This is a genomic window from Rhodococcus sp. ACT016 (assembly GCF_050477185.1).
GTDB lineage: Bacteria > Actinomycetota > Actinomycetes > Mycobacteriales > Mycobacteriaceae > Prescottella.
In genome coordinates this window covers 3,037,844-3,057,800 of record NZ_JBEAET010000001.1, presented here as the reverse complement: position 1 = coordinate 3,057,800, position 19,957 = coordinate 3,037,844, and the positions used below count along the sequence as shown (strand labels likewise).

Below are 19,957 nucleotides of genomic sequence, written 5' to 3'. Positions count from 1 at the left end.
AATCCGCGGTGCCGTGTGACGGCCGAGACTGGTCGGCATGACCACAGTGAACCCGATTCCCGACGGCTACCGAACCCTCACGCCCTACTTGGCGGTCCCGGACGGCGCCGCGGCCCTGGACTTCTACGTCCGCGGTCTCGGCGCGGTGATCGTCGACCGGATGGACGCGCCGGACGGCGCCCTGATGCACGCCGAGATCCGGATCGGCGACTCGATGCTGCAGTTGTCGACCGAGATGCCCGACTTCGGGCTGAAGGCACCGGAGCCCGGCTGGGTGCACTCCTCGCTCGTCGTCTACGTCGAGGACACCGACGCGTTCGTCGACACCGCGGTGCGGGCGGGGGCGAACCTGATCACGCCGGTGGCGGACACCTTCTCCGGGGACCGGCACGGGGTGTTCCTCGATCCGTTCGGTCACCGGTGGGCGATCTGTACCAAGATCGAGGACGTCCCGCCCGCAGAGGTGGCGCGTCGGGCACGTGAGCTGTTCTATCCCGATCCGGTTTCCTGACGTTCGGCACCAGCGGGGCGGGCGAGGCGATTTCGGCGGAAACGCCCACCTCGCGCGCGTGCAGTACTCTATCGTGACCGAATTGGACGCACGTCCATCCGCTGGCGGTGGTTTTCCACCGGCCATCTGCGCTCCGGTTCCCGACGAGAGAGCTCTTCATGGTGCCTACTTCCGCTTCCGTTGAGCCCGGCGCTTCCGAGCGCCGGGCTCACGTCGTTCGAACGATCCTCGCCGTCGTCGTCATCGCACCGCTCGCGATTGCCGCCTTCTACATGTGGGCGCTCTGGAACCCGGGCGACACGGTGAACCGGCTTCCCGTGGCGATCGTGAACTCCGACGCCGGCGCGGACCTCGACGGCCAGCGACTCGTGGCCGGTGACGACGTGGTCGCGGCGCTCGTCGACGGCGGCGACGTGAACTGGAAGGTGGTCACCGCCGACGAGGCCAGAAGGGGAGTCGACGACGGTACGTACTACTTCTCGGTGGTGATTCCGGAGACGTTCAGTGCCGACGTCGCCAGCGCCGCGAGCGGTGACGGGCGCCGGGCCCAGCTCGACGTCGTCTACAACGACTACAACAGCCTGGTCGCGACGCCGGTCGGGGAGAGTGTTGTCGCGCAGGTGCGTTCGGCGGTCTCGGAGTCCATCGGCGAGCAGTCCGTCGACCAGGTCCTCATCGGGCTCGGTGACCTCGGCAAGGGCTTCGGTGAGGCCGCCGCCGGTGCTCAGCAGCTCTCGGACGGCACGAAGGAAGCCAAGACCGGCACCGACCAGCTCTACGCGGGCAGCCGGGAACTCTCGTCCGGGCTGGGCGACGCGAACCGGGGCGGCAAGGAGCTGGCCGCGGGCGCCGGTGAGCTGGCCGCCGGGGCGGACGAAGCCGCGGCCGGCTCCGGCGAGCTGAGCAACGGTCTGAACCAGCTCGTCGGCGGCACGGACCAGCTCGGCGACGGTGCCCGGCAGATCAGCGAGGTCGTCGACATGGTGACCGGTCCGGTGCTGAGCGTTCTCGGTGAGCAGGGCGACATCGCGGCCCAGTTGGTCCAGCTGCGCGACGGAGCCCGTGAGCTCGCCCGCCAGCTCACCGACCCGACCAGCGACTACCGGGGCGGGCTGCTGGCCGCGACCGCGGGTGCAGCCGAACTGAACACGGGCCTGGGGCAGCTGTCCACCGGTGCGCATCAGCTGAGCTCGGGTGCGAACGAGCTGTCCTCCGGTCTCGGCCAGCTCGATGCCGGTGGCGTCCAGCTCCGTGACGGACTCGGCGAACTCTCGACCGGCATGGTCCAGCTCGATTCGGGCAGTACCGAACTCGCGACCGGGCTGACCGAGGGTGCCGCGCAGGTTCCGCAGTTCGACGAGAACCAGCGGGTCAAGACCGCGGGCCTGCTGTCCTCGCCGGTCACCGCCGACGAGAAGTACGACTACCCGGCCGCCGGCTTCGGTCCCGGTGCCGTCCCGGCGGTCATGTCGGTGCTGCTGTTCCTGTGCGGCATCCTGACGTGGTTCGTCGTTCGTCCGCGTCGTGGCCGACCCCGTCGCATTCATCAGAGTGTCATTCGTGAGGGCCTGCGCCGCTACCGGATTCCCGCGCTGGTGACACTGGTCGCCGCGCTGGTGGCCGCTGCGGTGTCGCTTCTCGTGGCCGACGTCGATCCGCCGAGCGCCCTGGCCATGACCGCCGTCATGATCCTCGTCGGCGCCGCGGCGGTGGCCCTCGGTCGCCTCTTCACGGTCGTCTTCGGCCCGGTCAACGGAACCTTCATCGCGTTGGGCGCGTTGATGATCCAGATCTTCGCGTTCGGCGCCGTGTACCCGATCGAGCAGATGCCGGCGCCGCTGCGGTGGATCCACGACCTCATGCCGTTGACGTGGGCCCGCGACGCGATGCGGATGGTCCTCGTCGGCTACTACGGACCGAGCTTCTGGACGGCCGTCGCGGCGCTGGCCGGGCTGGTGGTCGTTTCGGTCGCCTTCACCATCTTCTGGCGCCGCCGGCTCGAACCTGCCGCCGACGTCCCGCCGCCGCTGGACGACCAGCCGACCGTCGTGATGCAGCCCGTCGGCTGATCGCGCCCACAAAAGGCCGGGGCCCGGTCGATCACCGGGCCCCGGCCTTCCGGCAGTCCTAGGAGGCGGCACGCTCCTCGTCGCCGAGGGCGATCAGCGGGTACACCCCGTTCTCGTCATGGACCTCGCGGCCGGTCACCGGGGGATTGAACACACACAGCATGCGCATCTGGGTGACCGGTTCGACGCGGTGCCGTTCGTGCCCGTCGAGCAGGTACATCGTCCCCGGTCGCAGTTGGTGCACCTCGCCGTTGTCGAGGTCGGTGAGAATGCCGTCACCCTCGACCAGCCACACTGCCTCGACGTGGTTGGCGTAGTGGAACTCGTTGACCGATCCGGCACGGATGGTGGTCTCGTGGAACGAGAATCCGACGCCGTCGCCGGCCAGGACGATGCGCTTGCTGCGCCAGTTGCCGTCCTCGCTGGTGATGTCGCGGTCGGTATCGGTGATCTCGTCGGTGGTGCGAACGATCATGGCCGTTCCTCTCGTGGCTGAAGCAGGTTCGGGGGTGCGATGGTCAGGCGAGGACCTTGGCCGTGGCCTCGGCCAGGATGCTCAGGCCGTGGTCCAGTTCGGCGTCGGTGATCGTCAGGGGCGGAAGCAGTTTGACCACCTCGTCGGACGGGCCCGCCGTCTCCGCGAGCAGGCCCTCGTCGAACGCCAGTCCGCACACCTTGACGGCGTTGCCCGGTTCGTCGAACACCAGGCCCTGCACCATGCCGCGGCCGCGGGTGCTGATGCCGTCGAACGTGTCGGCGAGATTGGCGAAGATCTGGCTGATCCGCTCACCCTTCGCGAGTGTGGACCGGTGCAGGCTGTCGTCGGACCAGTAGTGGTCGAGCGCCGCCGTGGCGGTGACGAAGGCCGGGTTGTTGCCGCGGAAGGTGCCGTTGTGCTCGCCCGGCGACCAGAGATCGAGTTCCGGCTTGAACAGCGTCAGCGCCATCGGCAGGCCGTAGCCGCCGATCGACTTCGACAGGGTCACGATGTCGGGGGTGATGCCGGCGACCTCGAACGAGAAGAACGGTCCGGTACGGCCGCAGCCCATCTGGACGTCGTCGACGATCAGCAGGATGTCGTGGCGGGTGCACAGTTCGGACAGCGCGCGCAGCCATTCCGGCCGGGCCACGTTGACCCCGCCCTCGCCCTGCACGGTCTCCACGATCACGGCCGCGGGGCGGTTGAGTCCGCTACCGGAGTCCTCGAGCACCCGCTCGAACCAGTGGAAGTCGTCGGTCGCGCCACCGAAGTAGTTGTCGAACGGCATGGGGGTGGCGTGCACGAGCGGCACCCCGGCCCCGGCGCGCTTGAGCGAGTTGCCGGTGACCGACAGCGAACCCAGCGTCATTCCGTGAAATGCGTTGGTGAAGTTGATGATCGATTCGCGGCCGGTGACCTTGCGGGCCAACTTGAGTGCGGATTCGACGGCGTTGGTGCCGGTGGGTCCGGGGAATTGCACTTTGTAGTCGAGCCCGCGGGGCTCGAGAATCGTGCGCTGGAAGGTCTTCAGGAAATCGCGTTTGGCGACGGTGGACATGTCCAGGCCGTGGGTGATCCCGTCGCCGACGAGGTAGTCGACGAGGGCGGTCTTCATCACCGGATTGTTGTGCCCGTAGTTGAGTGCGCCGGCGCCGGCGAAGAAGTCCAGGTATTCGCGTCCGGACTCGTCCCGCATCCAGGCGCCCGACGCCGTTTCGAAGACAGTCGGCCAGTTCCGGCAGTAGCTGCGAACCCCGGATTCGAGGGATTCGAAGATGCTGGTCTCGACAGTGGTCATGCGTGGTCCTTCCTCAGGAAGCGTGCAGCGGCGAGATCGTGTAGAGGTCCTCGGCCGCATGCCCGTCGGGAAAGTCGTTCGGAGCGAACAGGGTTCGCTGAGTGATGGTGCATCCTCGGCGACCCGCCACCGAAGTGAACAGGGCGATGGAAGCGGTGTTGTCCGGGCTGATCGTGGTCTCGAGGTTCCAAACACCTTGTAGTGCAAGGCGGTCGAGGAGGGTGTTGAGCATTCTCCCGGCCAGTCCCTGGCCTCGCTGGTCGGCGTCGACCGCGACCTGCCACACGAACAACGTGTTCGGGGCCTCCGGGCGGACGTATCCGGTCACGAATCCGGCGACTCGGCCGGCGGTCGTGGCGACGATCGACGTGTCCTGAAAATCTCTGCACCACAGCAGGTATGAGTAGCTCGAATTGAGGTCGAGCACCTGTGAATCCTTGGCGATCTCCCAGAGCCGGACTCCGTCTGAGATCTGGGGCTTACGTAACTCCACCGCGTCCGGCACGGTGGTCGGGGTAGCTCTAGTTTCTGTTGGCGTCATTGTTGTTGCCGTTCTTCGTGACTCGAACGTAACAACCGTGTCGCCCGATTTCACGGATCGCTGTGAACCGGACAGACGAGACCCGGCAGCGTTGCAGGTGAGACGGTGAATGTGATGCTGGTCACATCGTGTATCACTTGGGGGTGGCGAGAGCGAATGGCAGGACGGAGGGTGCCCCTGCCCGAAGCAGGGCGCGGGCCGCCATCGTCAGCGTCCATCCGCTGTCGGTGACCGCGTCCAGCAGCAGCACCGGGCGGTCGAGCCCGGACAGATCCGGCGTCTCCCACGCGTCGGCCAGGCCCGCCACGCGGTATGCCGAGTTCGCGGCGGACACCGGCGGGTGGCCCGGGCGCTCGTGCAGGACGCCCAAGTCCGACAGTCGCCCCACCTGCGCGAGGCGTGTGGTGAGCGAACGCATCAGGATCGGACGGTCGGGGGAGTCGACGCACATCACCGCGCCCGGTCGCTCCGCCCAGTCCCATGCCGCGAGCACCTTGATGCAGGCGTCGACGACGGCGTCCGGAACGGGGGCGTCGGGGCCGTCGAGCAGGGTGCGCAGCCGCTGTCCCCAGCCCAGGTCCGACAGTCGTCCCAGCACGCGGCCGGCCTCCGGTCCGTCGGTGATCTTGCCGGACAGGCTGATTCCCAGCTTCGCCATTCCCGTCGGCCACTGCTTGCGCGGCGGCAGGTCGATGCCGGGGCGCTCGAGCCGTCGGCGGGTGTCGGCGACGGTGTCGGCGGCAACCTCCGCGCTGTACTTGGGCCCGGCGCAGTTGTCGCAGCGGCCGCAGCGGCTGTCGCCGTCGAGGCCGGGGTCGTCGAGCTGGCGGCGCAGGAAGGTCATCCGGCACTCGTCGGTGCGCTCGTACTCGAGCATCGCCTGCTGCTCGGCCTGGCGGGCGGCGTCGAGCCGGCCGTACCGGTCCGCGTCGTAGCTCCACGGCTGTCCGGTTGCCACCCAGCCGCCCCGCACGCGCCGCACCGCGCCGTCGACGTCGAGAACCTTCAGGACCAGCTCGAGACGGGTCCGGTTCAGTTCGACCAGCGGTTCGAGCGCCATCGTCGACTGGGGGCGTTCGGTGTCGAGGACGTCGATCACCTTGCGGACGATATGCTCCCGCGGGAACGACACCGACGCGAAGTAACTCCAGATCTGCTGGTCCTCGTACCCGGGCAGCAGGACCACCTCGGCGCTGTCGGTCGCTCGGCCGGCGCGGCCCACCTGCTGGTAGTAGCAGATCGGTGACGACGGGGCGCCGAGATGGACGACGAAGCCGAGGTCCGGCTTGTCGAAGCCCATGCCCAGAGCGGACGTCGCGACCAGCGCCTTGACGCGGTTGTGCAGCAGGTCGCTCTCGAGTACCTCGCGTTCGGCGGCGTCGGTCTGACCGGTGTAGGCCGCCACACCGTGTCCGCGGTCGGCCAGGAGGCTCGCCAGGTCCCGTGCAGCTGACACGGTGAGCGTGTAGATGATGCCGGAGCCGGGGAGCTCGTCGAGGTGCTCGGCCAGCCATGCCGCGCGTTGCGTGGCCTCGGCGATCCGGACGACGGACATGCTCAGTGAGTCCCGTTCGAGGGTGCCGCGCAGCACCAGCGTCTCGGCGCCGCCGACGCCGAGCTGGGTCGCGACGTCCGACACGACACGGTCGTTGGCGGTCGCGGTCGTCGCGAGGACCGGGATGCCGTCGCCGAGGTCCTCGACGAGGGTACGGATCCGGCGGTAGTCGGGACGGAAGTCGTGCCCCCAGTCGGACACGCAGTGCGCCTCGTCGACCACGACGAGGCCGGCGTCCGCCGCGAGCGACGGCAGCACCTGGTCGCGGAAGTCGGGGTTGTTGAGTCGTTCCGGGCTCACCAGCAGCACGTCGAGTTCACGGGCGGCGACGCGCGCGTGGATCTCGTCCCACTCGGTGACGTTGCCCGAGTTGATGGTCGCTGCTCGGACGCCCGCACGCTCGGCCGAGGCCACCTGGTTGCGCATCAACGCCAGCAGCGGCGACACGATCACGGTGGGCCCGTGCCCGTGCGCCCGCAGCAGCTTCGCGGCGATGAAGTACACCGCCGACTTGCCCCAGCCGGTGCGCTGCACGACGAGCGCGCGGCGGCGGCCGACGACCAGCGCCTCGATCGCGGTCCACTGGTCCTCGCGCAGCCGGGCGTCCGGCCCCGCGAGTTCCCGGAGCAACCGTTCGGCCTCGTCACGGAGATCTGCTGTGGTCGCGGTCGTCATGGGGTCCATCGTGCCCGAGGTGGCCGACAGGTCGCGCGGCGGTGGTTCGGCTCAGGGGGTCGAACGGGCCATGTGCAGGATCGGGAACGGTCGTCCGTCGGCGTCCGTCGCCGATCGGCTCGACGTGACGAAGCCGTGGTGCTCGTAGAACCCGACGGCCTGCGGGTTCTGCTCGTTGACGTCCAGGTGCAGATCGGGGTGGTCGGCGACCGCGCGCCGCAGCAGCGCGGACCCGACGCCGCGACCACGGTGTGCGTCGGTGACGAACAGCATCTCGAGGGAGTTGCCCGCGAGCCCCGAGAATCCTGCCGGTGTGCCGTCGATCTCCGCGACGGTCAGGTCGACGGCCGGGAGGTAGTCGCTGAGCATCCGGGACTCGTAGAATTCGACGTCCTTGGGGGACAGGAAGTGGTGGGTCGCCTCGACCGCGCTGCGCCAGATGCGGACGAGCGCAGGCCACTCGGCCGCGCCGCGGCACGGGCGCAGGACCGGACTGTTCGATGAGCTCATATCGTGGACGGTACGGGCGGTGCCGGCGGGAGCCAACCGCTTTTCGGCCTCAGTGGTTCGCGGCCAGCAGGGCGTCGATCTCGCGACGGGTGGGCGATGCCGCACTGGCACCGGGCCGGGTCGCGGTGAGGGCGCCGGCCGCGCACGCGAAGGTCAGCGCATCCCGGGGGCCGCGGCTCCACGCGGACGCCAGCGCCCCCGCGAAGGCGTCGCCCGCGCCGGTGGTGTCGACCGCGTCCACGATGGGGGAGTCGACGGTGAGGCGGTCGCCGTCCGGTCCGCGGTAGCGCGCGCCCGCCGCACCGAGCGTCGTGACGACGTGCGGCACCGCCGCGAGGGCGTCCGCGCCGAGTTGCCCTTCCTCGGTCTCGTTGACGATCAGGACGTCGACCGACTCGAGCAGCTCGGGCGGAAGCGTCTGTGCCGGTGACGGATTGAGGACGACGGTCGTGTCGGACCGGGCCGCGTGGTGGGCCGCGGCGGTGACGGTGTCGAGGGGAATCTCCAACTGACACAGCAGGACGTCGGCGTCGGCGACCGCCCGCAGTTCGTCGTCGGTGAGGGCCGTCACGCGGTCGTTGGCGCCCGCGACCACGACGATCGAGTTCTGCCCGTCCCCGTCGACCGTGATCACGGCGATACCGCTGGCTCCGCTCACTTCTCGCAGGCCCTCGGCATCCACCTCCGCCTCGACGAGGGCCTGCCGCAGGTCCAACGCGAACGTGTCGTCGCCCACCGCGCCGACGAACGCGACGTCGGCGCCGGCCTTCGCGGCGGCGATCGCCTGATTGGCGCCCTTGCCTCCCGGCGTCGTGGTGAACGACGTCCCGAGGATCGTCTCGCCCGGGGCGGGCAGGCGCGGGGAGGAGGCCACCAGATCCATGTTGATGCTGCCGACGACGACAACCTTGTTCTCCGCCATGTGCCGAGGCTAGTCGCTGTGGCCGAATGTCGCAGTGGGTCAGTCCGACTGAACGGGTGTGACGTTCGGCCGTCGCAGCACGGCCACGGCCTCCGCGCGGGTCGACACGGACGGTGGGCTGCCGGCGAGAGGTTTGCGCGCGGTCTCCGGGATGAACAGCACCGTGATCCCGCCGACGACCGCGGCGACCATCATGTACATCGGGGCGACGAGGTTGCTGCCGGTGGCGTCCTGCAAGGCCGTGAGGACGAGCGGTGTCGTCCCGCCGAACACCGACACCGCGATGTTGTAGCCGACCGCGAGACCGCCGTAGCGGACGCCGGTGGGGAACAGCGCCGGCAACACCGACGGGAACACACCCACGAACAGCAACAGCAGGCTTCCGAGAATCGCCAGGCCCAGGAAGATCGTGACGTAGGCGCCGATGCCGATCAGCAGGTAGGCCGGCAGCGACAGCAGGAAGAATCCGACGAATCCGCTGAGCAGCAACGGCTTCCGGCCGACGCGGTCGGAGAGTCGTCCGACGAACGTGATGCCGACCATCATGAGGAGCATCACGACGATCATCAGCAGCAGGCCGTGGCTCTCGTCGTAGCCGAGGGTCGTCGACAGGTAGGTCGGCATATAGCTCAGCAGGCCGTAGTGCGCGATGTTGTACGTCGCGACCAGCAGGATGCACAGCATCAGCGGACGCCAGTTGGTCACCAGCGTCTCGCGCAGGCGCCCGGTGACCGACTCGGTGGACTCGACCGGATCGTCGTCGGCCGTGAGCTGCCGGAAGGCGGGCGTCTCCTCGAGGCGGACCCGCAGGTAGAGGCCGATCAGGCCGAGTGGGCCGGCGATGAGGAACGGAATGCGCCACGCCCAGTCGACGAGCGCGTCGTCGCTGACCGTGGCGGTGATGACGGTGACGAGTCCGGCCGCGGCCACGTACCCGGCGAGGGTGCCGAACTCGAGGAAGCTCGACAGGAAGCCGCGACGCTTGTCGGGCGCGTACTCGGCGACGAACGTGCTCGCGCCGCCGTACTCGCCACCGGTCGAGAAGCCTTGCAGCAGACGGAAGATCACGAGCAGGATCGGCGCGACGATGCCGATGGAACCGTAGCTGGGGATCAGGCCGATCGCGAAGGTGCTGCCGGCCATCATGATCATCGTCGTCGCCAGGACCTTCTTACGGCCGATCCGATCACCGAGTGGGCCGAAGAACAGCCCGCCGAGCGGCCGGACGACGAAGGCGGCGGCGAAGATCGCGAAGGTCGAGAGCAGCTGCGCGGTGCCGCTCGCGTCGGGGAAGAAGACCTTCCCGATCGTGGTGGCCAGGTAGGCGTACACACCGAAGTCGAACCATTCCATGGCATTTCCGAGCATCGTGGCCTTCACTGCCCGCTTCACGGCGGCGTCGTCGGTCACGGTGACCTCGGAGGACGTCAGGACCGGATCGGTCGTGGTGGTCGACGAGGGATCTGTTGTCGTCATGTCGGGCGCTCTCCAGCGCGGTGCCCGCGGACGGGGCGCGTACCGGATGCACGCATCTTCTCGTCGCCCGTCCGTCAGGGCATGCTGGCGGGAACACCGCGCGCGGCCCTGTGGCTCTGTCCGACCCCCGCCGAACGGCTCTGGCTCACGGCGCGCTCGGGACATCCGATCGAGGACGGTCCCGGGCAACCAGCGATAGCTTCGCCAACGTAACAAAGCTCCGACGGCGGCGCCGGGCAACGAACGTCAGTAGCGCGACGACGCACGCCCCAGGAGGGCGTAGTACCCGAAGCCGACCATGACGCCGAACACCGCGCCGACCGCGAGGGCGATGCGGCCCGCGTCGGTGAGGAAGAGCAGCACGACGACGAACGCCAGGAACCCGAGCGCGATCCAGTTGGTGTACGGCGCGCCGGGCAGTCGGTAGTCGGACGCCGGCAGTGCGCCGCGGTTGACGAACCGCCGGTAGCGGAGGTGGCAGAGCAGGATGACGCCCCACACGAAGATGATCCCGATCGTGGACACCGAGGTGATGTAGACGAACGCGCGGTCTGGGGACAACACGTTGACGATCACGCCGATCACCATCGCCGCGGCCGACATCGTGATGCCGGCGTACGGCACGTGCCGGCTGCTCAGCCTGCCCAGCACCTCGGGGGCCTGGCGGCGCTGCGACAGGCTGCGCAGCATCCGGCCCGTCGAATAGATGCCGGAGTTGCACGACGACAGCGCCGCGGTGAGGAGGACGAAGTTCATGATGCCGGCCGCGGCGGGGATGCCGATCTGCTCGAGCACCTCGACGAAGGGGCTCTTGCCGGCATGGAAGTCCTGCCAGCTCACGACCGACATGATCACGATGAGCGAGCCGATGTAGAACAGCCCGATCCGGAACGGCAGGGTGTTGATCGCCTTGCGGAGCGTCTGCTTGGGATCCTTCGCTTCACCGGCGGTGACACCGACCAGCTCGACGCCCACGTACGCGAACATCACCACCTGCAGGCTCATGAGCGCGCTGCCGAAGCCGTTCGGGAACACGCCGCCATCGGCCCACAGGTTCGTCACGGTGGGATTGGTCGCGTGGCCGAAGCCGAGGGTGAGCACGCCGATGCCGATCAGGATCATGCCGAGAATCGCGGTGATCTTGATCGTGGAGAACCAGAACTCCGCCTCGCCGAAGAGTTTCACCGAGATGAGGTTCGCGGCGAAGAGAACCAGCAGGACGACGAGCGCGGTCAGCCAGGCCGGGACGCTCGGCCACCAGTACTCGATGTACTTGCCCGCCACCGTGATCTCCGCCATGCACGTGGCCGCCCACACCGCCCAGTACGCCCAACCGGTGGCGAAGCCGAAGAACCTGCCCAGGAACTCCTCGGCGTACTCGGCGAAGCTGCCCGAGATCGGCCGGTAGGTGAGCAGTTCGCCGAGGGCCCGCATGATGACGAAGATCGCCAGGCCGGCCGCCAGATAGGCCAGGATCAGCGACGGTCCGGCGTCCTCGATGGCCCCGCCGGCTCCGTAGAACAGACCGGTCCCGATCGCGCCACCGAGCGCGATCATCTGCACGGTGCGGGCATTGAGTCCGCGGCTGTACCCCTCCGAGGGGGCTTGGGGGATCGTCTCGCGTTGCGACACTGACTTTTCCTTACGCAGACGGCGCGTGGGCAGAACGATTATGCGCCTCGACCGATCGCTAATCTGTAGGCATGACTGCCGCGACGCACACCACACCGGCCGCCAGCGACTCCGGAGACATCCGTCAGGAGGTCCACGATGCCGCCCGTCGCGCACGCGTCGCGTCGCGTGTGCTGGCGCTGCTGACCACCGCGCAGAAGGACGCGGCCCTGCACGCCGCCGCGGACGCGGTGCTGGCCGCCACCGACGCGATCCTGGCCGCAAACGCCGAGGACATCGAGGCGGCTCGCGCGACCGGCACCGAGGAGTCCCTGCTCGACCGCCTGCGCCTGACGGCCGCGCGGGTCGAGGGCATCGCATCCGGGCTGCGCCAGGTCGCCGGACTCGCCGACCCGGTCGGGGAGATCATCCGCGGCTCGACGCTGCCGAACGGCCTCGAGATCCGCCAGGTCCGCGTCCCGCTCGGCGTGGTCGGCATGGTCTACGAGGCGCGCCCCAACGTCACGGTCGACGCCTTCGGCCTGGCCCTCAAGTCCGGCAACGCGGCGCTGCTGCGCGGATCGTCGTCGGCCGCCCGGTCCAACGCCGCGCTGGTGAAGGTGCTCCGCACCGCGCTCGCCGCGCAGGGGCTGCCCGAGGACGCGGTCCAGCTGCTCCCGAGCGCGGACCGCTCCAGCGTCACCCACCTGATCCAGGCCCGCGGCCTGGTCGACGTCGTCATCCCGCGCGGCGGCGCCGGCCTGATCAACGCGGTCGTCCGCGACGCGACGGTGCCGACGATCGAGACCGGTGTCGGCAACTGCCACGTCTACGTGCACGCCGCCGCCGACCTCGAGATGGCCGAGAAGATCGTCCTCAACGCCAAGACCCGCCGCCCCAGCGTGTGCAACACCGCCGAGACGCTGCTGATCGACGCGGCGATCGCCGAGACCGCGGTCCCGAAGTTCGTGCAGGCGCTGCAGATGCACAGCGTCACCGTCCACGGCGACCTGCCGGGCCTGGTCCCGGCCACCGAGGAGGACTGGTCGGAGGAGTACCTGACCCTCGACATCGCCCTGAAGGTGGTCGACGGACTGGACGAGGCCGTCGCGCACATCGACCAGTACGGCACCGGGCACACCGAGGCGATCGTGACGTCCGATCTGTCCGCTGCGCGCGAGTTCACCGCGCGGGTCGACGCGGCCGCGGTTATGGTCAACGCCTCGACTGCCTTCACCGACGGTGAGCAGTTCGGGTTCGGTGCGGAGATCGGGATCTCCACACAGAAGCTGCACGCCCGCGGCCCGATGGGACTGGGCGAGCTCACGTCGACCAAGTGGACTGTCTGGGGAGACGGCCATACCCGACCGGCCTAGACGGCCCGAAAGGAGCGAGCGTGGACCGGGCACTGCCGATCGCACCGCCGCTGTTCGCGAGCGTCGACGACGTCGTCGAGCGTCTCGCCGAGACCGGATACCTCGCCGACAAGGCGACCGCGACCGCGGTGTTCCTCGCCGACCGGCTCGGTAAGCCGCTGCTCATCGAGGGTCCGGCCGGTGTCGGCAAGACCGAGTTGGCGCGCGCCGTCGCGCAGACGGCGGATGCCGAACTGGTGCGGCTGCAGTGCTACGAGGGCGTCGACGAGTCCCGCGCGCTCTACGAGTGGAACCACGCGAAGCAGATCCTGCGCATCCAGACCGGGGCGAGCGGCGCGACGGGGAACGGTGACGGCAGCGACCACAGCTGGGACGCGACCAAGCAGGACGTGTTCTCCGAGGAGTTCCTGCTCTCGCGTCCGCTGCTCACCGCGATCCGCCGCGAGGATCCGACGGTGCTGCTGATCGACGAGGTCGACAAGGCCGACGTCGAGATCGAGGGCCTGCTGCTCGAGGTGCTCAGCGACTTCGCGGTGACGATCCCGGAGCTGGGCACCATCACCGCCACCCGCAAGCCGTTCGCGGTGCTCACCTCGAACGCGACCCGGGAGCTGTCCGAGGCGCTCAAGCGGCGCTGTCTGTTCCTGCACCTCGACTTCCCGGACGCCGAACTCGAGCGTCGGATCCTCGCGAGCCGGGTGCCGGATCTGCCCCAGGCGATCGCCGAACAGCTCGTCCGCACCGTGAACGTGCTGCGCGCCATGCAGCTGAAGAAGGTGCCGTCGGTGTCGGAGACCATCGACTGGGGACGCACGCTCCTCGCGCTGGGACTCGACACGCTCGACGACGACGCGGTCCGCGCCACAATGGGGGTGGTGCTCAAGCATCGGGCCGATCAGCAGCGCGCCGCCGCCGAGCTGCGCCTCAACTGAGAGGACCCAGCCGATGGTCACCTCGCCTGCTGGGCGCCGTGGTGGACCGCCCGCGCCGCACGGCATCCCCGGCCACCTCGTCGACTTCGTCGAGGCGCTGCGTCGGCGCGGCATCTCGGTCGGCCCGTCCGAGACCGTCGACGCCGGACAGGTGATGTCCGTCCTCGACCTGCTCGACCGGGAGGCGCTGCGCGAGGGGCTGGCCTGCGCGTTGCTGCGTCGTCCCACCCACCGCGCCACGTTCGATGCGCTCTTCGACCTGTGGTTCCCGGCGGGCATCGGGGTCCGGAGCGCGGACGCCGACGCCGACCCCTCGCTGCCGCGCACCCCGGACGGTGAGATCGACTTCGAGGCGCTGCAGGAGCTGCTTGCCGAACTGCTCGCCGACGACTCGCCGGAGGCGCTCGAACAGCTCGAGGCGATCGTCGCGCTGATGGTCGACGAGATCGGCCGGTACGACTCGGCCAACGGGCCGTCGTTCTCCGCCTACCAGGCGCTGCGCAACGTGGCGCCGGACAAGCTGCTCGACAAGATCCTCTCCGGCCTGCTCGGGAATCAGCCACGCGAGGACAAGCCGGGCGGCGACTACACGTCCGAGGTTGCCAAGCGCGCCGCGGTGCAGCGGATCGCGGACTTCCGGAAGATGGTCGAGTCCGAGACGCGGCGCCGGTCGGCGGAACAGGTCGGCAAGGAACGCGTCGCGAGCTACGGGGTGCCCAAGCTCGCCGAGGAGGTCGACTTCCTGCGGGCGTCCGACTCCGAACTCGTCGCGCTGCGACGCAGCGTCACCCCGCTGGCCCGACTGCTCGCGAGCCGGCTGGCGGTGCGCCGCAGCCGCGCCCGCGCGGGCGCGATCGATCTGCGCCGGACGCTGCGCAAGTCCATGTCCACCGGCGGGGTGCCGATCGATCTGGTGCAGCGCAAGCCGCGGCCGGCGCGCCCCGAGCTGGTGCTGCTGTGCGACGTCTCCGGTTCGGTGGCCGGGTTCTCCCACTTCACGCTGCTGCTGGTGCACGCGCTGCGGGAGCAGTTCTCGCGGGTGCGGGTGTTCGCGTTCATCGACACCACCGACGAGGTGACCCGGTTCTTCGAGACCGGATCGGATCTCGGCGTGGCGATGTCGCGGATGATCCGGGAGGCCGAGCTGATCACCTACGACGGGCACTCGGACTACGGGCACGCGCTGGGGGTGTTCGCGGAACGGTACGCGCACAGCATCACCAGCCGCAGTTCGCTACTGGTGCTGGGCGACGGGCGCAACAACTACCGCGACCCCGGGCTGGCGGCGCTCGAGCATCTGGTCTCGGTGGCCAAGCACGCGCACTGGCTCAACCCCGAGCCGCGAGGGCAGTGGGGAACCGGCGATTCGGCCGCGCTGGTCTACAACGAGGTCATCGACATGCACGAGTGCCGATCCGCCCAGCAACTCGCGGCCGTAGTGTCCGGTTTGCTGCCTGTGTGACCGGGTGGATCGCGGCAGCCCGTAAGCTGGACTCTCGTGCAGCAGCCGACAGCGATCACCCCGCGACGCCGCCTGGGCGTGATGGGTGGCACCTTCGATCCGATCCACCACGGCCACCTCGTTGCGGCCAGTGAGGTCGCGGATCGGTTCGGCCTCGACGAGGTGATCTTCGTCCCCACGGGTCAGCCGTGGCAGAAGGACGACCGTGAGGTCAGTCCGGCCGAGGATCGCTATCTGATGACGGTGATCGCGACCGCGTCGAACCCACGGTTCTCGGTGAGCCGCGTCGACATCGACCGCGGCAAGGTCACCTACACGGTGGACACGCTGCGCGACCTGCGGTCACAGCACCCCGACGCGGAGCTGTACTTCATCACGGGCGCGGACGCGCTCGAGAGCATCCTGTCGTGGCAGGACTGGGAGGAGCTGTTCGCGCTCGCGAAGTTCGTCGGCGTCTCCCGCCCTGGGTACGAGCTGCACACCGAGCACCTCTCGTCCCACCTCGACCGCCTGCCGCTCGACGCGGTGACGTTGATCGAGATCCCCGCGCTGGCGATCTCGTCGACCGAGTGCCGCCTGCGGGCCGCCGAACACCGGCCGGTCTGGTACCTCGTGCCGGACGGCGTGGTGCAGTACATCAGCAAGCGCAACCTGTACCGGCCGCACGGGTCGGAGCGGCTCGACGGCGCGGTGACGATGTCCGAGCCCGTGCCGGCGCGACAGGCGCCGGCACAACCATCACAATCTTCGATAACAGCAGAACCGGGAGAACACTGAGTGAGCGCAACGAACGAGGCCATCGCCATGGCACGCATCGCCGCATTGGCGGCCGACGAGAAGTTGGCCTCCGACGTGGTGGTGCTGGACGTCTCGGAGCAGCTCGTGATCACGGACTGCTTCGTCATCGCGTCTGCCCCCAACGAGCGTCAGGTCAACGCGATCGTCGAGAACATCGAGGACAAGCTGCGCGAGGCCGGGCACAAGCCGGTGCGCCGCGAGGGCACCCGTGAGGGACGCTGGGCGCTGCTCGACTACGTCGACATCGTCGTCCACGTCCAGCACACCGACGAGCGCAACTTCTACGCGCTCGACCGGCTGTGGAAGGACTGCCCGGAGATCCCGGTGGAGGGCATCGAGCCGCGGCAGCTGCCGATCCACACCGATTCGGTCGACGACGCGGGGGAGCCGGAGCTGTGACAGCGGCCGCGGGGCTGCCCGCGGTCCGGCGACTGATCCTGCTGCGCCACGGTCAGACCGAGTACAACGCGACCGATCGGATGCAGGGCCAGCTCGACACCGATCTGTCCGAGCTGGGTCGCGCGCAGGCCAAGTCGGTGGCGCAGGCCCTCGCCGACAAGCGCCCGTTCGCGATCGTCTCGTCCGACCTGCGTCGCGCCCACGACACTGCGCTCGCGCTCGGTGACCACATCGGTCTGCCGGTCGAGACGGACAGCCGGCTCCGCGAGACGCACCTGGGGGACTGGCAGGGGCTCACCCACGGCGACGTCGACGAGATCTCGCCCGGCGCCCGGGTCCGCTGGCGCACCGACGCCGCGTGGGCGCCGCCGGCCGGGGAGAGCCGGATCGACGTCGCCGCGCGCAGCCTGCCGGTCGTGCAGGACATGCTCGCGCGGCACGAGAACTGGGGATCGGACCCGCTGGTGCTCGTCGCACACGGCGGCCTCATCGCCGCGCTCACCGCGCGGCTGCTCGACCTGCCGGTGGATCGGTGGCCGGTGCTCGGAGGACTCGGAAACACCAGCTGGGTGCAGCTCAGCGGACATGGGGAGGGACCAGAACCGGTATGGCGATTGGATGTGTGGAACGCGTCGTCGAGCGTGGCCAGTGATGTCCTCTGACGGCTCGGCCGTCACGACGCCCTCTGACGGCTCGGCCGTCACGACGCCCTCTGACGGCTCGGCCGTCACGACGTCGTCAGACAGCTCGGCCGTCGTGCCGCCCGCCGAGGCACAGCAGCCCGTCCTGCTGGTGATCGCGGATTCGTTGGCGTACTACGGGCCCAAGGGCGGCCTACCCGCGGACCATCCGCGGATCTGGCCGAGCCTGGTCGCGAAGGAACTGGGGTGGCGCGTCGAACTCGTCGCGCGCATCGGCTGGACCAGCCGGGACGCGTGGTGGGCCATCACGCAGGACCCGCGCGTGTGGGCGGCGGTGCCGCAGGCCGGTGCCGTGGTGTTCGCGATCGGCGGCATGGACTCGCTGCCGTCGCCGCTGCCGACGGCGCTGCGTGAGCAGCTTCGCTACATCCGCCCGCCGGCGCTGCGGCGCGTCGCCCGCTCCGGTTACCAGTGGCTGCAGCCGCGGTTGTCGAAGCTCGGGCGTCCGGTGGCGCTGCCACCGAAGCTGTCGGTCGAATACCTGGAGAGCTGCCGGGACGCGCTCGCCGCGATCCGGCCGGACCTGCCGGTGATCGGCACCTACCCGTCGGTGCACCGCTGCGACGCGTACGCGCAGGTGCACACCGGTCGGGCCCCGGCGGTGAAGGCGCTCGAGGCGTGGTCGGCCGCGAAGGGCGTCCCGATGGTCGATCTCGCCGCCGCGGTGCGCGAGAACGTCTTCTCTGACCGTGCCAACCCGGACGGCATCCACTGGGGCTGGGACGCCCACGAGGAGGTCGCGGCGGCGATGATCGACGCGATCAAGAACGTTCGTCGTGCTGCAGCGCCCGCCGAGATCGAAATAGGGTAGGGACGTGTCTGTCGTCGTCGTCACCGACTCCTCGGCCTGCCTGTCACCCGAACTGGTCGACAGGCTCGGCATCCGCGTAGTCCCGCTCCACCTGCTCCACGACGGTGACGACTATCGCGACAGTGTCGACGAGATCCCGCGCGGCCTGTCCGGGGTGACGACGTCGGGGGCGTCGCCGGGTGAACTCGGCGACGCCTACGCAGCGGCGCTGGCCGACAGCGGCGGAGACGGCGTGGTCGCCGTGCACATCTCCCGGCAGTTGTCGGGGACGTGGGAAGCCGCCCGACAGGCGGCGCAGGCGCTGGGGGAGAAGGTCCGTGTCGTCGACTCGGCGTCCACCGGCATGGGGCTCGGGTACCCGGCGCTGGCCGCGGCCCGGGTCGCGCGCGCCGGACGCAGCCTCGAGGCGGTGTACCAGCGCGCCGTCGAGGTGGCCGCGCGCGGGCGCACACTCGTCGTCGTCGACCGCCTGGACCATCTGCGACGCGGGGGACGGATCGGCACGGCCGCCGCCCTGCTCGGCACCGCGCTGGCGATGAAGCCGGTACTGCACCTGGTCGACGGCAAGCTGGTGCTGCGGGAGAAGACCCGCACGTCCACGAGGGCGCTCGCCAAGCTCGTCGACGCCGCCGTCGAGCAGGCCGGCTCGCAACCGGCCGCCGTCGCGGTGCATCACGCGGACACGCCGGAACGTGCGGAAGAGGTTGCGGCGCAACTGAAGGAACGGATCCCGACGGTCACCGAAATGGTGGTGACCGGGATCGGCAATGTGCTCGGCGTGCACGTCGGACCGGGTGCGGTCGGTGTCGTGGTGTGCCCCGGTGGGGCCGACGCCGAGGATTCATCCACAGCCTCCGACTGATCCACAGACTTCTTTCCCGGCGCGCTTCCGGGGGACCTGACGGCGTCGTCGGACTCTACGGTCGGCGGCATGGGTACCGATCAGGATCGCGCGAGGGTACGCAGTCGGCTGGCGGCGGCGTCCACCATGCCGGCGTCGATGCGCCCGGACGATCGCGACACGACGGACGTCGATGACGCCGACGCCCCGACGTGGGCACCGGGATGGCTTTCCGCACAGGATGATTCACCGGACGAGTTCGACGACGTGCGAGAGTCGCCGCGGTGGCGCGGCACGCGACTGACCCTGGGACGGCGCGGCGCGATCGCTCTCGTCGTCGTCGGCGTGGTCGCGGCGGCCGTCGCCGCGGTGTCCGTGTGGCGGGATCGCCCGACGGCTCGAGCGGTGCCGCCGCTGCCGGTCGTGGAGGTCCGCGCTGCCGACGCCGTCGCACCGGAGCCGTCGGGAGGCCCGGGACCGCAGCCGACGTCGGCGCCGCCCGACACCCAACTGGTGGTCAGCGTCGTCGGCCTCGTCAACCAGGCCGGACTGGTGCGCCTGCCGCCGGGCTCCCGGATCGCCGACGCGCTCGCGGCGGCGGGAGGTCCACGTCCCGGCGCAGACGTGCTGGGGCTCAACATGGCCGAGAAGGTCGACGACGGCGACCAGATCCTCGTCGGCGTCGCACCGCCGGACGGCGGGCCCACCACCGTCGGCAGCGCGCGCATCGGGCCCGGGGCCACGACGCCGGGTGCCCCGGGCGGTGGGGCGGCGAAGGCCGCCGGGAAGGTCAACCTCAACACGGCCTCCGAGTCGGATCTGGATGCGCTGCCCGGCGTCGGGCCGGTGACGGCGACGGCCATCGTGGCGTGGCGGGCGGCCAACGGCAAGTTCACCGACGTCGAGCAGTTGGGCGAGGTGGACGGCATCGGACCGGCCCGGCTCGCGAAACTCCGCGACCTCGTGACGCTGTGACGCGTCGGGCATAC

At 69.7% G+C, this 19,957-nt stretch carries 19 protein-coding genes; 11 read left to right on the top strand and 8 right to left on the bottom strand.

Going from position 1 to position 19,957, the window contains the following annotated elements:
* Positions 1-37: 37 nt before the first annotated feature.
* Positions 38-511, top strand: a complete 474-nt coding sequence (locus tag ACQ5DX_RS14055) for a VOC family protein (RefSeq protein ID WP_430333203.1) — start codon at positions 38-40, stop codon at positions 509-511.
* Between the two features lie 158 nt (positions 512-669).
* The gene (locus ACQ5DX_RS14050; protein WP_430333202.1) at positions 670-2,580 is read left to right on the top strand and encodes a YhgE/Pip family protein; all 1,911 of its coding nucleotides are present in this window, start codon (positions 670-672) and stop codon (positions 2,578-2,580) included.
* A 58-nt stretch (positions 2,581-2,638) separates the two neighbouring features.
* Here the strand turns inward: ACQ5DX_RS14050 and ACQ5DX_RS14045 are convergent, their stop codons facing one another.
* From ACQ5DX_RS14045 to ACQ5DX_RS14010, 8 genes are all read right to left on the bottom strand, one after another.
* Entirely contained in the window at positions 2,639-3,055 is a 417-nt protein-coding gene (locus tag ACQ5DX_RS14045) for an ectoine synthase (RefSeq protein WP_430333201.1), read from the bottom strand.
* A 43-nt stretch (positions 3,056-3,098) separates the two neighbouring features.
* Complete coding sequence (gene ectB, locus ACQ5DX_RS14040) at positions 3,099-4,358, bottom strand: diaminobutyrate--2-oxoglutarate transaminase (protein ID WP_430333200.1); 1,260 nt, start codon at positions 4,356-4,358, stop codon at positions 3,099-3,101.
* A gap of 13 nt (positions 4,359-4,371) precedes the next feature.
* Positions 4,372-4,899: a diaminobutyrate acetyltransferase gene (ectA, locus tag ACQ5DX_RS14035; RefSeq protein WP_430333199.1), complete on the bottom strand. Its 528-nt coding sequence runs from the start codon at positions 4,897-4,899 to the stop codon at positions 4,372-4,374.
* A gap of 133 nt (positions 4,900-5,032) precedes the next feature.
* Positions 5,033-7,129: a RecQ family ATP-dependent DNA helicase gene (locus tag ACQ5DX_RS14030; RefSeq protein ID WP_430333198.1), complete on the bottom strand. Its 2,097-nt coding sequence runs from the start codon at positions 7,127-7,129 to the stop codon at positions 5,033-5,035.
* A 51-nt stretch (positions 7,130-7,180) separates the two neighbouring features.
* The gene (locus ACQ5DX_RS14025; RefSeq protein WP_430333197.1) at positions 7,181-7,639 is read right to left on the bottom strand and encodes a GNAT family N-acetyltransferase; all 459 of its coding nucleotides are present in this window, start codon (positions 7,637-7,639) and stop codon (positions 7,181-7,183) included.
* 49 nt (positions 7,640-7,688) lie between these two features.
* Complete coding sequence (locus tag ACQ5DX_RS14020; protein WP_430333196.1) at positions 7,689-8,561, bottom strand: ribokinase; 873 nt, start codon at positions 8,559-8,561, stop codon at positions 7,689-7,691.
* Positions 8,562-8,600: 39 nt separating this feature from the next.
* A complete protein-coding gene (locus ACQ5DX_RS14015; protein WP_430333195.1) occupies positions 8,601-10,037 on the bottom strand; it encodes an MFS transporter in 1,437 nt (478 codons plus the stop codon).
* A 246-nt stretch (positions 10,038-10,283) separates the two neighbouring features.
* Positions 10,284-11,669, bottom strand: a complete 1,386-nt coding sequence (locus ACQ5DX_RS14010; protein WP_430333194.1) for an amino acid permease — start codon at positions 11,667-11,669, stop codon at positions 10,284-10,286.
* 71 nt (positions 11,670-11,740) lie between these two features.
* Between ACQ5DX_RS14010 and ACQ5DX_RS14005 the strand changes: the two genes are divergently transcribed.
* The 9 genes from ACQ5DX_RS14005 to ACQ5DX_RS13965 all read left to right on the top strand — a co-directional run bounded on the left by ACQ5DX_RS14005 (position 11,741) and on the right by ACQ5DX_RS13965 (position 19,943).
* Positions 11,741-13,024: a glutamate-5-semialdehyde dehydrogenase gene (locus ACQ5DX_RS14005; protein WP_430333193.1), complete on the top strand. Its 1,284-nt coding sequence runs from the start codon at positions 11,741-11,743 to the stop codon at positions 13,022-13,024.
* Positions 13,025-13,044: 20 nt separating this feature from the next.
* Positions 13,045-13,956 (top strand): AAA family ATPase, encoded by a 912-nt coding sequence (locus tag ACQ5DX_RS14000; protein WP_430333192.1) that lies wholly within the window; start codon positions 13,045-13,047, stop codon positions 13,954-13,956.
* A 13-nt stretch (positions 13,957-13,969) separates the two neighbouring features.
* Positions 13,970-15,418, top strand: coding sequence for a vWA domain-containing protein (locus tag ACQ5DX_RS13995; protein WP_430333191.1), 1,449 nt, complete (start codon positions 13,970-13,972; stop codon positions 15,416-15,418).
* A gap of 36 nt (positions 15,419-15,454) precedes the next feature.
* On the top strand, positions 15,455-16,195 hold the full coding sequence (nadD, locus tag ACQ5DX_RS13990) for a nicotinate-nucleotide adenylyltransferase (protein WP_430333190.1): 741 nt from the start codon (positions 15,455-15,457) through the stop codon (positions 16,193-16,195).
* On the top strand, positions 16,196-16,615 hold the full coding sequence (gene rsfS, locus ACQ5DX_RS13985; protein ID WP_430333189.1) for a ribosome silencing factor: 420 nt from the start codon (positions 16,196-16,198) through the stop codon (positions 16,613-16,615).
* 80 nt (positions 16,616-16,695) lie between these two features.
* Positions 16,696-17,277: a histidine phosphatase family protein gene (locus tag ACQ5DX_RS13980; RefSeq protein WP_430335659.1), complete on the top strand. Its 582-nt coding sequence runs from the start codon at positions 16,696-16,698 to the stop codon at positions 17,275-17,277.
* Positions 17,267-18,127, top strand: coding sequence for a diglucosylglycerate octanoyltransferase (gene octT, locus ACQ5DX_RS13975; RefSeq protein WP_430333188.1), 861 nt, complete (start codon positions 17,267-17,269; stop codon positions 18,125-18,127). Before ACQ5DX_RS13980 ends, octT begins: the two co-directional genes overlap by 11 nt.
* Positions 18,128-18,131: 4 nt before the next feature.
* On the top strand, positions 18,132-18,989 hold the full coding sequence (locus tag ACQ5DX_RS13970) for a DegV family protein (protein ID WP_430333187.1): 858 nt from the start codon (positions 18,132-18,134) through the stop codon (positions 18,987-18,989).
* A 69-nt stretch (positions 18,990-19,058) separates the two neighbouring features.
* Complete coding sequence (locus tag ACQ5DX_RS13965; RefSeq protein WP_430333186.1) at positions 19,059-19,943, top strand: helix-hairpin-helix domain-containing protein; 885 nt, start codon at positions 19,059-19,061, stop codon at positions 19,941-19,943.
* The last annotated feature ends 14 nt before the right edge of the window (positions 19,944-19,957 follow it).

Bases quoted from the DNA above. Each gene is read 5' to 3' on its own strand.
- ACQ5DX_RS14055 (WP_430333203.1), top strand. From the start codon at position 38: ATGACCACAGTGAACCCGATTCCCGACGGCTACCGAACCCTCACGCCC.
- ACQ5DX_RS14050 (WP_430333202.1), top strand. From the start codon at position 670: ATGGTGCCTACTTCCGCTTCCGTTGAGCCCGGCGCTTCCGAGCGCCGG.
- ACQ5DX_RS14045 (WP_430333201.1), bottom strand. From the start codon at position 3,055: ATGATCGTTCGCACCACCGACGAGATCACCGATACCGACCGCGACATC.
- ectB (WP_430333200.1), bottom strand. From the start codon at position 4,358: ATGACCACTGTCGAGACCAGCATCTTCGAATCCCTCGAATCCGGGGTT.
- ectA (WP_430333199.1), bottom strand. From the start codon at position 4,899: ATGACGCCAACAGAAACTAGAGCTACCCCGACCACCGTGCCGGACGCG.
- ACQ5DX_RS14030 (WP_430333198.1), bottom strand. From the start codon at position 7,129: ATGACGACCGCGACCACAGCAGATCTCCGTGACGAGGCCGAACGGTTG.
- ACQ5DX_RS14025 (WP_430333197.1), bottom strand. From the start codon at position 7,639: ATGAGCTCATCGAACAGTCCGGTCCTGCGCCCGTGCCGCGGCGCGGCC.
- ACQ5DX_RS14020 (WP_430333196.1), bottom strand. From the start codon at position 8,561: ATGGCGGAGAACAAGGTTGTCGTCGTCGGCAGCATCAACATGGATCTG.
- ACQ5DX_RS14015 (WP_430333195.1), bottom strand. From the start codon at position 10,037: ATGACGACAACAGATCCCTCGTCGACCACCACGACCGATCCGGTCCTG.
- ACQ5DX_RS14005 (WP_430333193.1), top strand. From the start codon at position 11,741: ATGACTGCCGCGACGCACACCACACCGGCCGCCAGCGACTCCGGAGAC.
- ACQ5DX_RS13995 (WP_430333191.1), top strand. From the start codon at position 13,970: ATGGTCACCTCGCCTGCTGGGCGCCGTGGTGGACCGCCCGCGCCGCAC.
- ACQ5DX_RS13980 (WP_430335659.1), top strand. From the start codon at position 16,696: ATGCAGGGCCAGCTCGACACCGATCTGTCCGAGCTGGGTCGCGCGCAG.
- octT (WP_430333188.1), top strand. From the start codon at position 17,267: ATGTCCTCTGACGGCTCGGCCGTCACGACGCCCTCTGACGGCTCGGCC.
- ACQ5DX_RS13965 (WP_430333186.1), top strand. From the start codon at position 19,059: ATGGGTACCGATCAGGATCGCGCGAGGGTACGCAGTCGGCTGGCGGCG.